Genomic DNA, 11,595 nt, shown 5'->3' with positions numbered 1-11,595 from the left:
CGGGGGTCGCAGGGGCGAAGCCCCTCGTGCCCTTCTTTGGTTCCTTTCTTGGGCACGCAAGAAAGGAACTCGCTGTCGGTCGACTACCGACAAACTGCGCCGCTTCATGAGCGGCAAATCTAAAACCGCCGTCGGTCGACTACCGACAAACTGCGCCGCTCACTGAGCGGCAAGCCTAATACGGCCGTCGGTCGGCCACCGACAAGCTCCGCCGCTCACTGAGCGGCACACCTAAGGGCGAGCGGCAAACCTAGGCGCGCCTCTGCCGCCGGGCGGAAACAAGCCTCCCGACGGCGACGATCAGGAACACGGCGCCGAGCATGAGGGTGCACAGGGCGTTGATCTCAGGGGTGACGCCCATCTTGAGCATGGAATAGATCTGGAGGGGAAGGGTGCTCGTCTGCGCGCCGGTGGCAAAAAAGCTGATGACCACGTCGTCCATGCTCATGGCAAAGGCGAGCAGCGCGCCCGACAGGATGGAGGGCGCGATGAGCGGCAGGGTGATGTCAAAGAAGGCGCGCGGCGCGGACGCGCCGAGGTCGCGGGCGGCCTCTCCGATGGCGGGGTCGAGCCCGGCGAGCCGCGCCTTGACGTTGATGAAGATGTACGGCACGCAGAAGGTGGTGTGCGCGAGCACGAGCGTCAGCATGCCGAAGGGCAGGCGCAGGAAGGAGAAAAACGCGAGGTACGCCATGCCGAGGATGATCTCGGGGACCATGATGGGGATGAGGGAAAGATTTTCGAGCGCGCCGCGGCCGCGGAAATGCCTGCCCGCGATGCCCACCGCGCCGACGGTGCCGAGCACCGAGGCGGACAGGCTGCTGAGCGCCGCGAGCTCGAGGCTGTTGAAGAAGGCCGTGATGATATTCCGGTTGTGGAGCAGCTTTTGGTACCAGGAGAAGGTGAACCCCTCCCAGCTGAAGAGCTTGGTGTCGTTGAAGGAGTAGACCACGACGACCAGGATCGGCAGGTACATGAGAATGAGCAGGAGCGTCACATAGATTTCGGGGATTTTGGACCGCCGCCTCATACGATCCCCTCCAGACTCTTTTCACCCGACAGCTTCTGGTAGAGGCCGATCACCAGCAGGGTGGCGGCCATCATGACAACCGAAAGCGCCGCGCCCATCGGCCAGTTGCGGGCGGTGAGCAGTTCGTTTTTGATGAGGTTGCCAAGCAGCATCGTCTTTGCGCCGCCGAGCAGGTCGGAGATGAAGAAGAGCCCGACCGACGGGATGAAGACGAGCACGCACCCGGCCATGATGCCCGCCCGGGTCATCGGCACGGTGACGCTCCAGAAGGCGCGCCACTTGCCCGCGCCCAAATCGCGCGCCGCTTCGGTGAGCGACGGGTCGAGCTTGGAGATCGAGTTGTAGACGGACAGAATCATGAAGGGCAGCAGGGCATACACCATGCCGACCAGCACGGCCCCAAAATTATACAGGAGTTTAAGCGGCGTGTCAATGACGCCGAGCGCGATGAGCAGGGCGTTGACGACGCCCTGGCTGCGCAGGAGGATCATCCACCCGTAGATGCGCACGAGCGAGTTGGTCCAGAAGGGCACGATGACGAGCAGCAGCGCGAGGGAGCGCCGCTTGGGGGAGAGCTGCGCCGTGAAATAGGCGAACGGATAGCCGAGCAGCAGCGTAAAGCCGGTGGTGAGCACCGACAGCCAGAGGCTTTCCCCGAAGACGCGCAGGTAGGCGGGGGAGAGCATCTTGGCATAGCTGCCGAGCGAAAACTCGGCGACGACCCCCCAGGTGGCCGCGCGCTTCATGAAGCTCATGCAGAGGATATAGATGAGCGGGATGGCGACGAAAAACGCCGTCCACAGGAGGAACGGGACGCCTGCGGCGGGAAAGCCGCGCCCCTTACGCGCGCGCTTCATGCTGGTCGCCCCTTTCCACGATGGCGGCACAGGCGGGCTTCCAGTAGATGTGCACCGTCTCGCCGACCTCGGCGCGGTCGCCTCCGCCGCCCATGCCGCTCACGATCAGCTCCTGCCCGTCGGAAAGCCCGAGGGTCGTGCGCAGCATGCCTCCGGTATAACTGTGCGCCCGGACAATGCCGGTGAGCGCGAACCCGTAGCGGCATTCCTCGCCGAACCGGATGCGCTCGGTGCGCACCGAAAGGGTCACCCTTTCGCCCGGCGTCCCCTCGCCGCACGCCTTGACGACGCCGCCCGCGTAGAGCAGCGTCAGCGTGCCGTCCGGCTCCCGCCCCGCGACCTCGGCGGTGAAGATGTTGCTCTGCCCGATGAACTCGGCGGCGAACCGCGTCTGGGGCCGCTCGTAGATCTCGTCCGGTTTGCCGAGCTGGAGGATGCGCCCCTCGTTCATGATGCCGATCCGGTCGCTCATGTTGAGGGCCTCCTCCTGGTCGTGGGTGATGTAGATGAAGGTGATGCCCAGATCCTTTTGCAGCGATTTGAGCTCGGTCTGCATCTGGCGGCGCAGCTGCAAATCGAGCGCGCCGAGCGGCTCGTCGAGCAGCAGCACCGCCGGGTCGTTCACGATCGCGCGCGCGATCGCCACCCGCTGCCGCTGCCCGCCCGAAAGCTGGTTGGGCATCCGCCCGCCGAAGCCGGGAAGCTGCACGAGGCCGAGCATCTCGTCCACCCGGCGGCGGATCTCCTCCTTGGGCGTCTTTTTGAGCCGCAGGCCGTAGCCGATGTTTTTCGCCACGTTCATGTGCGGGAAGAGCGCGTAGCTCTGGAACACCGTGTTGACCGGGCGGCGGTTGGGTTCCCAGCCGGTCATGTCCTCCCCCCGCAGCAGCACGCGGCCGCTGTCGGGACTTTCCAGCCCCGCGATGATCCGCAGGGTGGTGGTCTTGCCGCAGCCGGAGGGCCCGAGCAGCGTCAGGAATTCCCCCTCGCGCACATCGAGGCTGACCCCCGCGAGCGCCTCGGTCTCCCCAAACGCCTTGCAGATCTCCTGTAATGATAATAGTACGTCCTCCATGCTGTTCCTCCTGTATGGTATCCGCAGATATCGCTATTTGATGATGATGCCGAGCAGCCTTGCCAGCCCCACCGCCTGCGCGGCGGTAAAGACGCCGCCCCGCAGGTCCTCCGCCGCGACGACGAGCCCGTCCGTCTCGCAGGTGGTGAAGTCCACCCCCGCGAGCTTCGTGTGGAAGAGCTCGGCCCCGGCGAGCTTACATTCCGAAAGGGTGAGGTCCCGCAGCTTCAGCTCCTGCATCGCCGCGCCCGAGAGGTCGCACCCCTCAAACCGCACCGTGCGCAGCCCCGCCTGGAAAAACTGCGCGTACCGCAGGCTGCACCGGGAAAAGCGCACGTCCCGCAGCACCCCCTCGGAGAAGTCCGCGCCCACGAGCTTGCAGCCGTCGAACCGCACCCGCGTGAGCGCTGCCTTTGAAAAGCTGACGTTCGAGAGGTCGCACCGCCGGAAAACCAGGTCGGTGAGCCCCGTTTTGGAGAGGTCCGCCCCGGTCAGCCGCGTCCCCTCGAAGACGCAGCCCTCGAAGCTCGCCTCCTCGAAGTCGAGCCCCGGAAAAACGCCGCGGAAGAAAAGCCCGCTCACCGCGTCTGCCTCCCCCGAGGCGTACCTTCCCGGTTCCTCCTCGAGCAGGCCCTCCGAAAGCTCCCGCTCCAGCTTCGGCTCCGCCGGCAGGGCCGGCGGCCGCTGTTCCCGCGCCGCCCTCATGCCCGCCTCAGCAGTCTGCCCGCGGGCGCGCGGGTCAGCTCGTCGTGGTCGACGGCGGCCCGGCCGTTCACAAACACATAGTCGAAGCCGGACGCGTACTGCGCGGGGTGCTCATAGCTGGCGGGGTTTTTCAGGTTTTCAAGGGAGAAGACGTTGATGTCCGCGTCAAAGCCCGCCAGCAGCAGGCCCTTGCTCCCGAGGCGGTAGACCCCGGCGGGCTTGGCGGTCATCTTGTGGACCGCCTCCTCGAGCGTCAGCAGCGGGCTCTCCCGCACATAGTCGATCAGCACCTTGGGAAAGGCGCCGTAGAGCCGTGGATGGGGCACCCCCCGCGAGGGGTAGACCGAATCGGAGATCACCGAGCTCATGGGAGAGCGCAGGATCGTGCGGACGTCCTCCTCCGAGGTGATGAAGTCGATCATCGCGACGTCGCACTCTTCGGCGGCCAGCAGGTCGCATGCGCAGTCGCAGGGGTCCTGCCCCCTCCTCCGGGCGATCTCCGCCACCGATTTGCCGATGAACGGCTGGTTTTCGGGACGGCGCATCGAGGTGCAGCGGATGTTCTCCCACCCGACCAGGTAGACGAGGTTTTCAAATCGGTCGGACGGGCCCGCGAAAATCCCCCGCAGCTCCTCCCGGCGCGCGGGCTCCCGCAGGCGGCGGATGATGCCGGGCGCGCCCCCCTCAAGAAAGTGGGGCGGGAGGATCTGGAGGAGCTGGGTCGACCCGGCGGTGTAGGGGTAGACGTCGCAGTCCGCCCGCAGCCCGCGGGCGCGCGCCTCCTCGAGGATCTCCAGCGCGCGCTTCGCCCCGCGCCCCCAGTTACGCCTGCCGATGCACTTGAGGTGGCTGACGTGCAGCGGCGTCCCCAGCCGCCGCGCGATCCCGATGACCTCGCGCAGCGACTCGTGGAGGAGGTCCCCCTCCCCGCGGACGTGGGCGACGAGCGGCACGGGATATTCCCGCATCGGGGAGAGCACCTCGGTAAAGCCGTCCGCGTCGTAGTTGTATTCCGGCGCGTAGACGACGCCCAGCGTCACGCCGAGCGCGCCGTCCGAAAGCGCGCCGCGCAGGAGGTCCCGCGCGGCCGCGAGCTCGCCGGGGGAGAGCGGCCCCTCCCCGTAGCCGCGCACGGCGGCGCGCACCGTTCCGTTGCCGACGCACATGCCGACGTTCAGCGGGAGCGGCGCCCGCTCCGCCAGCGCCATGTATTCCGCGAAGCCCCCGAAGCGGGGCGCGCCGTCCGCGTCCCCCACGACCGGCGAAAGGAAATGCAGAATCTCCTCCCGCCGCGCGGCGGGGCAGGGCACGGCCGACAGCCCGCAGTTGCCGTTGACGATCGTCGTGAGCCCCTGCCGCAGCTCGGGCGCGCCGAAGCCTTCGGTAAAGAGGTTCAGGTCGGCGTGCCGGTGGATGTCGATGAAGCCGGGGGTGACGAGCCGCCCCGACGCGTCGACCGTGCGCGCGGCCGGGGCGGAAATCCCCGGCGCCACCGCCGATATCACGCCGCCCGACACCGCCACGTCCGCCGGGAAGGCGGGCGCGCCGCTGCCGTCGACGACGGTTCCGTTTTTGATGAGCAGGTCGAACATGGCTTTCACGCTTTCACAGAGGATGCGGGGCCGGGCGCGCCGTTCACGATGCAGATGCCCGCGCAGACGAGCAGCAGCGCCGCGAGGTTCCGGACATGCCAGATCTCCTCGCCCAGGAAGAGCCCCGAACAGAGGGTGCCGAAGACGGGGATGAGGGAGTTGAAGATGCTCACCCGCGCCACCGGATGGTATTTGAGCAGCAGCGTCCAGATGGTGAAGGCCACCGCCGAGAGCGCCGCCAGATAGAAAAGCAGGAGCCAGGCCGCGCCGCCGGTGGGGCGGATGCGCCCGCCGCCGAGCGCGCCGATGAGGAAGAGCACGCCGCCGCCGGCCAGCAGCTGCCAGCCGGTGACCGCCATCGGGTCGTTGCCGGGCGCGACGCGCGCGCTCACCACCGCGCCGAGCGCGGAGGAGGTGGCGGCCAGCAGCATGAACCCCTCGCCGATAAAGGCGAACGCCCCGTCCAGCCCGCCGCCGAGGTTGAGCACGACCACCCCGGCGAACCCGGCCGCGCAGCCGAGGGCCTTGCGGCGGGTCATGCGGTCCCCCCGGCAGAAAAAGTGGGCGAGGATGACGCCGATGAAGGCGGCGGACGCGTCGATGATCGAGCCGCGGCTGCCCGTCGTGTTGGCGAGGCCGACATAGAAGAAGACGTACTGCGCCGTCGTCTGCACGAGCCCGAGCAGCAGGACGCCGCCGTAATTCCTCCGCGCGGGCAGCGGTGCGCGCCGGCCCGCCGCGGCGCCGAACGCGAGGGTCAGCGCCCCCGCCAGCAAAAACCGCGTCCCCGCGAAGAGCATCTGGGAGGCGGTCCCGCCGCTTTCGATCGCAAAGAGGCGGTACCCCAGCTTGACGCAGGGGAACGCCGTGCCCCACAGGAAGGTGGCGAGCACCGCGAGCGGCACGACCGCCCCGGCGCTTTGCAGGCGGCCCTTCGGCTGTGCGGTCATTCCGCCCCGCTCGCCAGCCGCCGCAGGTCGGCGGCGAACCGCTCGACCGCCGTCTCGTCGGTCGCCCACGAGGTCACGAACCGCACGACGGTGTGCCCGGCGTCCGGTTTGCCGTTTCGTTCAAACTTGTAGTGCCCGCCGAGCGCTTCCACCAGCGCGTCGGGCAGGACGGCGAACTGCTGGTTGGTGTACGAGTCGCTCGCGAAGGAAAAGCCCGACTCGGATATCGCCCGCTTCATCCGCATCCCCAGCCGGTTGGCGCGCGCGCCGAGCTCGAGGTAGAGGCCGTCCTCGAAGAGGCTTTCAAACTGGATGCCGAGCAGCCGCCCCTTGGCGAGCATGCCGCCCCGCTGCTTGATGAGGTAGCGGAAATCGGGCTTCAGCGCGTCGTTCACGATGACGACCGCCTCGCCGAAGAGCGCCCCGCACTTGGTCCCGCCGAGGTAGAAGACGTCGCACAGCCGCGCGAGGTCGGGCAGGGAGAGGTCGTTCGTCTCTGCGGTGAGCGCCGCCGAAAGCCGCGCCCCGTCGAGGAAGAGGTAGAGCCCCAGCGCCCGGCAGGTATCGTGCAGCGCCTCGAGCTCCGCCTTCCGGTAGAGGGTGCCCACCTCGGTCGAATCGGAGATGTAGACCATCTTCGGCTGGACCATGTGCTCGTCGGTGTGGAGGCCGCACGCCTCCTCCACCATGGCGGGGGTGAGCCTGCCGTCGGGTGAGGGCATCGACACCACCTTGTGGCCGGTCGCTTCGATCGCGCCCGTCTCATGCACGCACACATGCCCCGTGTGCGCCGCGACCACCGCCTGGTAGGGGCGCAGCGCCGCCGCCACGACCGTCAGGTTGGCCTGGGTGCCCCCCACGAGGAAATGCACGTCCGCCTCCGGGCAGGCGATCTTCTCCCGGATGAGCGCCCGCGCGCGTTCGCAGTGCGGGTCGGTGCCGTAGCCGTCCGTCTGCTCGAGGTTGGTGTCGAGCAGCGCCTGCATGATGCGGGGGTGCGCGCCCTCGCTGTAATCGTTTTTAAAGCTGTACATGTCCCGTCTCTTCCTCTCCTGAATTGAATCTCTACCATTATAGTACGGTTTCCCGCGAAAAACAACCTCTGCCGGACAAATCTTCCCGGGAAACGAGCCAGAGCCCATGCGGCGCCCCCCGGAATTCCATCTCCCGGACATACCGCATCCCGAGCCGACGGGCCACCCGCTCCGACGCGGCATTCCCCACGCGGATCACCGCGCAGGCGCGGGGCAGCCCGAGCGTCCCGAACCCGTATTCCAGCGACCCGCCTCGGACGCGTAGCCGCGTCCCCGCCGGTCGGCGCGCAGGATGTAGCCGAGCTCGGGCAGCTCCCCGAGCGGGGTGGGCATCCGGGCGAAGCCCGCCAGCCCCGCCAGCCCCGCCAGCGCCTCCGTCTCCCGCTCCTCGACGGCCCAGCAGGCGGGCTCCCCCGTCCGGTACCGGCCGATCTGGCGGCGCAGCCAGGTCAGCGCCTGCTCCCGGTCCATCGCCCCGCCGAGCGCCGCCATCGCCTCGGCGTCCATCAGCGTCCCGCCGAGCGAGCCGAGGTCCTCCTCCGAAAGCTCCCGCAGGAGCAGGCGCGGCGTCCGCGCGATCACCTTCATTCGGCCGCCCGGTAGGTGAAATTCTCCCATACGAGCCGCACGCCCTCGTCCGTCTCGGGCGGAAGCAGCGCCATCGCCACCGTGTTTTCGATCCCTTCGTCGGTCACCATGACCGCGTAATCCCCGTCGATGCGGGTCACCGTGTAACAGGTCGGTCCCATCTTTTGCCCTCCTGTAAAATTTTTATAAAATCCGCGCCGCCGCAATTGTATTTGCCCCGCATTCGGGATAGAATGATTCCATGAAACAAAAAACGAAAGGACGTAACCATGGTAACATTCGACCAGATCGCCCATAACGAATCCATCAAGACCTACATACGCAAGGCGGACGACGCGCTGCGAGTGCTGGGCTATACCGAACACAGCTTCGCGCATGTGACCAAGGTGGCCAGGAAGGCGCGGGAGATCCTGCTGACGCTCGGCTATCCCGAGCGCACGGCGGAGCTCGCGCAGATCGCGGGCTACCTGCACGACATCGGCAACGTCATCAACCGCGCCGACCACGCCCAGAGCGGCGCGGTCATGGCCTTCCGCATCCTCGACAAGCTGGGCGCGGACGCGGAGGACACCGCCACGATCATCAGCGCCATCGGCAACCACGACGAGGGCACCGCCGTCGCGGTCGACGCGGTGGCCGCCGCGCTCATCCTGGCCGACAAGACCGACGTGCGCCGTTCCCGCGTGCGCAACCGCGACATGGCCACCTTTGACATCCACGACCGGGTCAACTACGCCGTCGAGGAGGCCTCCACCGAGATCTCCCCCGACAAGTCCATGATCACGCTGCGCATCCGCATCGACACCGCGAGCGCCGCGGTAATGGACTACTTTGAGATCTTCCTCCAGCGCATGCTCCTCTGCCGCAAGGCGGCCGAGCGGCTCGGCCTGCGGTTCGGGCTCGTCATCAACGACCAGGTGGTTCTGTAGGCCCGTACCACGCGTACCGTTCCATATCCACAAAGCCCTCGTCGTCCACCGCGACGCCCTCCGCCTCGAGCAGACTCCGCTGGGCGTCCGGCCCGCCGAACGCGAAGGCGGGCGCGAGCCGTCCTTCGCGGTTCACGACCCGGTGGCAGGGGATCTCCTCCCCCGGGGCGGGGTTGCGGCGCAGCGCCCAGCCCACCGCGCGGGAGGCGCGCGGGTTGCCGCAGAGCAGCGCGACCTGCCCGTAGGAGGCCACCCGGCCGCGCGGGATCTGCCGTACGACGGCGTAGACCAGCTCGTCGAAGCGCATATATGTTCCCTCCCCTCGGTTCTTTTTTTATTGTAATGCCTTTTCCCGAATCCTGCAACTACATAGAAAGGGAGTTTCCCATGTCAAGACCGTTCGGCGCCCTTCAGGTGGCGCACCAGTTCATCGAATCCCATGTGAGGCCGGGCGCCTTCTGCATCGACGCGACCGCCGGGCGCGGCAACGACACCGTCTTTCTCGCCTCCCTCGTCGGGGAGACGGGGAAGGTGCTCGCCTTCGACATCCAGCCCGAGGCGGTGGAAAGCACCCGCGCCCTCATCGGGGAACGCGGGTGCTCCGGTTTTGCGCGCGTCGTCCTGGACAGCCACGCCAATATGGCCCGTTACGCCGCGCCGGGGTCGGTCGACTGCATCGTCTTCAACTTCGGCTGGCTGCCCGGCGGCGACCACAGCGTCAACACCCGCGCCGAAAGCAGCATCGCCGCCATCGAAGCGGGGCTTACGCTCTTGAAGCCGCGCGGGGTCATGAGCCTCATCATCTATTACGGCCGGGATACCGGCTACGCCGAGCGGGACGCCCTGCTCGCCTACCTGCGCACGATCGATCACCGCGCCTTTACGGTGGTCGTCGCCGACTTCTGCAACCGCCCCAACGACCCGCCCCTGCCCGTCTTTCTCATAAAGGATGCGTGAGGAGGGGAACTTTTGTAAGGCGGGGAACTTTTGGAAAAGTTCCCCGCCACCCTTCAAAACGTTTGATCCCGGCCGGCCGCCGCCTTTTAACGGTGGTCGCGGGAGTGGGGACGCGGGGCGGCTTGAAAAAATTTTGTTTTTCCCTATTGACTCTCCCACTGTGGGATGGTGTAAGCTGACGGTGAGCTCAAAAACAGACGGGAGGACGTAACATGTTCAAGATCGGCGAATTTTCCAAGCTGACGATGATCAGCATCAAGATGCTGCGCCACTACGATGAGATCGGTCTGCTGGCCCCCGAGACGGTGGATTCCTTCACCGGCTACCGCTACTACAGCGCAAGGCAGCTGGAGGCGGCGGGTAAGATCCAAGCCCTCAAGTCGATGGGGTTCGGGCTGGCGACGATCCGGGAGATCCTCGCGCAGTACGACAATGCGGAAAGCCTTCGCCGCTACCTGGCGGTACGCCTCTCCCAGATGCGGGAGGAATCGCGGGACCTCGGCGCCCGGCTCGCGATCCTCGAAAACACCATCGAACGATTGGGAAAGGACGATAACAGTATGAAGTACGATGTAACCCTCAAGGAAATCCCCGCCATGCAGGTTATGAGCCTGCGCGACACGATGCCCTCCTACGACCGCGAGGGCGACCTCTGGCAGCGGCTCTACGGCGAAACGGCCGGCCAGCATGTCCAGATGGCCTCCCCGGCCTACGCCATCGCCGTCTTCTTCGACGAGGGGTTCAAGGAGTCGGACGTCGACGTGGAAATCCGCACGGCGGTCACCGGCAGCTATCACGACACCGAGCACGTCCGCTTTAAGGAGGTCCCGGCCGTGAAGGTCGCCTCCTGCGTCATCCGCGGCAGCTACGCCAGCGTCTCCGACGCCTGCGCCGCGATCGGCGAATGGATCGACGCGGGCGGCTGGCGGATCAGCGGCCCGATGTTCAATATCTACCATGTGAGCCCCGCCATGGACCCCAACCCCGAAAACTGGGTGACGGAGATCTGCTTCCCGGTGGAAAAGTAATCCGCGAGGAAACATAGTCCGCGAGGACATGCGAAAGCGCCCCGGCTTTGCCGGGGCGCTTTTTTATCCGAGGAAGGCCAAAATCTCCCGGTTGACCCGTACCGGCTGGCGATCGAAGATCCAGTGGTCGGAGCGGGGGATCGTCACGAGCTTTGCATGGGGGAGCGACGCGGCGATGAGCGCCGTGTGCGCCGGCCTGATGAGGTCGCGGTCGCCCGCGAGCACCAGCGTGGGCACGGTAATCGCGCCGAGCATCCTGGGGGTATAGCGGGGCTCCTCAACCATGAGGCCGACGATCTCCGCGCGGCGGCGCAGCCGCTCGCTGAACCTCCCGCAGAGGCGCAGCGCGCGGTATTCCAGCTCGGCGGGGAGCTGGAACCGGGGCTTCACCCCCGCCGGGAAGAGGTTCGCGCCCGCGAGCGCCAGCTTTTCCACCATGCCGGGGTGGGAGAGCGCGAGGCCGAGGGCGGCGTTCGCGCCGTCGCTGAACCCCACGACCGACGCGCGTTCAATACCCAGCGCGCCGAGCACCGCCGCCGCGTCCTCCGCGATCTTCGCGATCGTCACGCCGCTGCCGGCGGACGACTCCCCGTGTCCGCGGCTGTCCATCGCGATCACCCGAAAGCGCTCGGAAAAGGCCGCGAACTGCTTTTGAAAGCAGGTGTGGTCCTCACCGTTGCCGTGCAGGAGCAGCAGTGCGCGCTCCCCGCCGCCGAAAATCCGGCAGACGATCCGCGCGCCGTCCGCCATGACCGCCTCGAACCGTTCGGGCGTTCCCATTCCGATTCCCTCCTTTTACACCGGCGGCCGCCCAAAGGGGCGGCCTTTTTCCTGTTCGGCGCCCCGCGGG

13 protein-coding genes and 1 pseudogene are annotated in these 11,595 nt (G+C 67.0%); 3 read left to right on the top strand and 11 right to left on the bottom strand.

The window, feature by feature from the left end; genetic code table 11:
* Positions 1-250 precede the first annotated feature (250 nt).
* From NE609_RS15720 to NE609_RS15680, 9 genes and pseudogenes are all read right to left on the bottom strand, one after another.
* A complete protein-coding gene (locus NE609_RS15720; RefSeq protein WP_101553001.1) occupies positions 251-1,030 on the bottom strand; it encodes an ABC transporter permease in 780 nt (259 codons plus the stop codon).
* Positions 1,027-1,887, bottom strand: a complete 861-nt coding sequence (locus NE609_RS15715; RefSeq protein WP_101552999.1) for an ABC transporter permease — start codon at positions 1,885-1,887, stop codon at positions 1,027-1,029. The genes NE609_RS15720 and NE609_RS15715 overlap by 4 nt, the downstream gene beginning before the upstream one ends.
* Entirely contained in the window at positions 1,871-2,962 is a 1,092-nt protein-coding gene (locus tag NE609_RS15710; RefSeq protein ID WP_121586670.1) for an ABC transporter ATP-binding protein, read from the bottom strand. The genes NE609_RS15715 and NE609_RS15710 overlap by 17 nt, the downstream gene beginning before the upstream one ends.
* Positions 2,963-2,995: 33 nt before the next feature.
* Positions 2,996-3,667 (bottom strand): pentapeptide repeat-containing protein, encoded by a 672-nt coding sequence (locus NE609_RS15705; protein ID WP_256153056.1) that lies wholly within the window; start codon positions 3,665-3,667, stop codon positions 2,996-2,998.
* A complete protein-coding gene (locus NE609_RS15700) occupies positions 3,664-5,259 on the bottom strand; it encodes an amidohydrolase family protein (protein ID WP_256153055.1) in 1,596 nt (531 codons plus the stop codon). Before NE609_RS15700 ends, NE609_RS15705 begins: the two co-directional genes overlap by 4 nt.
* Positions 5,260-5,264: 5 nt before the next feature.
* Entirely contained in the window at positions 5,265-6,209 is a 945-nt protein-coding gene (locus NE609_RS15695; RefSeq protein ID WP_256153054.1) for a DMT family transporter, read from the bottom strand.
* Complete coding sequence (locus NE609_RS15690) at positions 6,206-7,243, bottom strand: low specificity L-threonine aldolase (protein ID WP_256153053.1); 1,038 nt, start codon at positions 7,241-7,243, stop codon at positions 6,206-6,208. The genes NE609_RS15695 and NE609_RS15690 overlap by 4 nt, the downstream gene beginning before the upstream one ends.
* Positions 7,244-7,280: 37 nt before the next feature.
* Positions 7,281-7,750, bottom strand: a pseudogene (locus NE609_RS15685) (GNAT family N-acetyltransferase).
* Between the two features lie 77 nt (positions 7,751-7,827).
* A complete protein-coding gene (locus NE609_RS15680) occupies positions 7,828-7,992 on the bottom strand; it encodes a hypothetical protein (RefSeq protein ID WP_172439297.1) in 165 nt (54 codons plus the stop codon).
* 108 nt (positions 7,993-8,100) lie between these two features.
* Here NE609_RS15680 and NE609_RS15675 point away from each other — a divergent pair, with 108 nt between their 5' ends.
* Positions 8,101-8,760, top strand: a complete 660-nt coding sequence (locus NE609_RS15675) for an HD domain-containing protein (RefSeq protein WP_101552984.1) — start codon at positions 8,101-8,103, stop codon at positions 8,758-8,760.
* Here NE609_RS15675 and NE609_RS15670 read toward each other — a convergent pair.
* Complete coding sequence (locus tag NE609_RS15670) at positions 8,738-9,067, bottom strand: MGMT family protein (protein ID WP_101552982.1); 330 nt, start codon at positions 9,065-9,067, stop codon at positions 8,738-8,740. The two genes, NE609_RS15675 and NE609_RS15670, sit on opposite strands and share 23 nt — an antisense overlap.
* A gap of 80 nt (positions 9,068-9,147) precedes the next feature.
* Here NE609_RS15670 and NE609_RS15665 point away from each other — a divergent pair, with 80 nt between their 5' ends.
* Positions 9,148-9,717, top strand: a complete 570-nt coding sequence (locus NE609_RS15665; RefSeq protein WP_121586677.1) for a class I SAM-dependent methyltransferase — start codon at positions 9,148-9,150, stop codon at positions 9,715-9,717.
* 212 nt (positions 9,718-9,929) lie between these two features.
* Positions 9,930-10,745, top strand: a complete 816-nt coding sequence (locus tag NE609_RS15660) for a MerR family transcriptional regulator (protein ID WP_101552977.1) — start codon at positions 9,930-9,932, stop codon at positions 10,743-10,745.
* 63 nt (positions 10,746-10,808) lie between these two features.
* On the opposite strand, the gene NE609_RS15655 is transcribed toward NE609_RS15660, so the two are convergent.
* The gene (locus tag NE609_RS15655; protein WP_256153051.1) at positions 10,809-11,525 is read right to left on the bottom strand and encodes an alpha/beta fold hydrolase; all 717 of its coding nucleotides are present in this window, start codon (positions 11,523-11,525) and stop codon (positions 10,809-10,811) included.
* Positions 11,526-11,595 lie beyond the last annotated feature (70 nt).

The organism is Anaerotruncus sp. DFI.9.16, assembly GCF_024461615.1.
Taxonomy (GTDB): Bacteria; Bacillota; Clostridia; order Oscillospirales; family Ruminococcaceae; genus Anaerotruncus; species Anaerotruncus massiliensis.
The sequence above is the reverse complement of the archived record's forward strand: the minus strand, read 5'-3'. Positions and strand labels throughout refer to the sequence as shown.

What these genes read in the sequence shown, in the direction of transcription:
- NE609_RS15670 (WP_101552982.1), bottom strand. Translation starts at nt 9,067, where the DNA reads ATGCGCTTCGACGAGCTGGTCTACGCCGTCGTACGGCAGATCCCGCGC.
- NE609_RS15715 (WP_101552999.1), bottom strand. Translation starts at nt 1,887, where the DNA reads ATGAAGCGCGCGCGTAAGGGGCGCGGCTTTCCCGCCGCAGGCGTCCCG.
- NE609_RS15690 (WP_256153053.1), bottom strand. Translation starts at nt 7,243, where the DNA reads ATGTACAGCTTTAAAAACGATTACAGCGAGGGCGCGCACCCCCGCATC.
- NE609_RS15710 (WP_121586670.1), bottom strand. Translation starts at nt 2,962, where the DNA reads ATGGAGGACGTACTATTATCATTACAGGAGATCTGCAAGGCGTTTGGG.
- NE609_RS15665 (WP_121586677.1), top strand. Translation starts at nt 9,148, where the DNA reads ATGTCAAGACCGTTCGGCGCCCTTCAGGTGGCGCACCAGTTCATCGAA.
- NE609_RS15680 (WP_172439297.1), bottom strand. Translation starts at nt 7,992, where the DNA reads ATGGGACCGACCTGTTACACGGTGACCCGCATCGACGGGGATTACGCG.
- NE609_RS15720 (WP_101553001.1), bottom strand. Translation starts at nt 1,030, where the DNA reads ATGAGGCGGCGGTCCAAAATCCCCGAAATCTATGTGACGCTCCTGCTC.
- NE609_RS15695 (WP_256153054.1), bottom strand. Translation starts at nt 6,209, where the DNA reads ATGACCGCACAGCCGAAGGGCCGCCTGCAAAGCGCCGGGGCGGTCGTG.
- NE609_RS15655 (WP_256153051.1), bottom strand. Translation starts at nt 11,525, where the DNA reads ATGGGAACGCCCGAACGGTTCGAGGCGGTCATGGCGGACGGCGCGCGG.
- NE609_RS15675 (WP_101552984.1), top strand. Translation starts at nt 8,101, where the DNA reads ATGGTAACATTCGACCAGATCGCCCATAACGAATCCATCAAGACCTAC.
- NE609_RS15705 (WP_256153056.1), bottom strand. Translation starts at nt 3,667, where the DNA reads ATGAGGGCGGCGCGGGAACAGCGGCCGCCGGCCCTGCCGGCGGAGCCG.
- NE609_RS15700 (WP_256153055.1), bottom strand. Translation starts at nt 5,259, where the DNA reads ATGTTCGACCTGCTCATCAAAAACGGAACCGTCGTCGACGGCAGCGGC.
- NE609_RS15660 (WP_101552977.1), top strand. Translation starts at nt 9,930, where the DNA reads ATGTTCAAGATCGGCGAATTTTCCAAGCTGACGATGATCAGCATCAAG.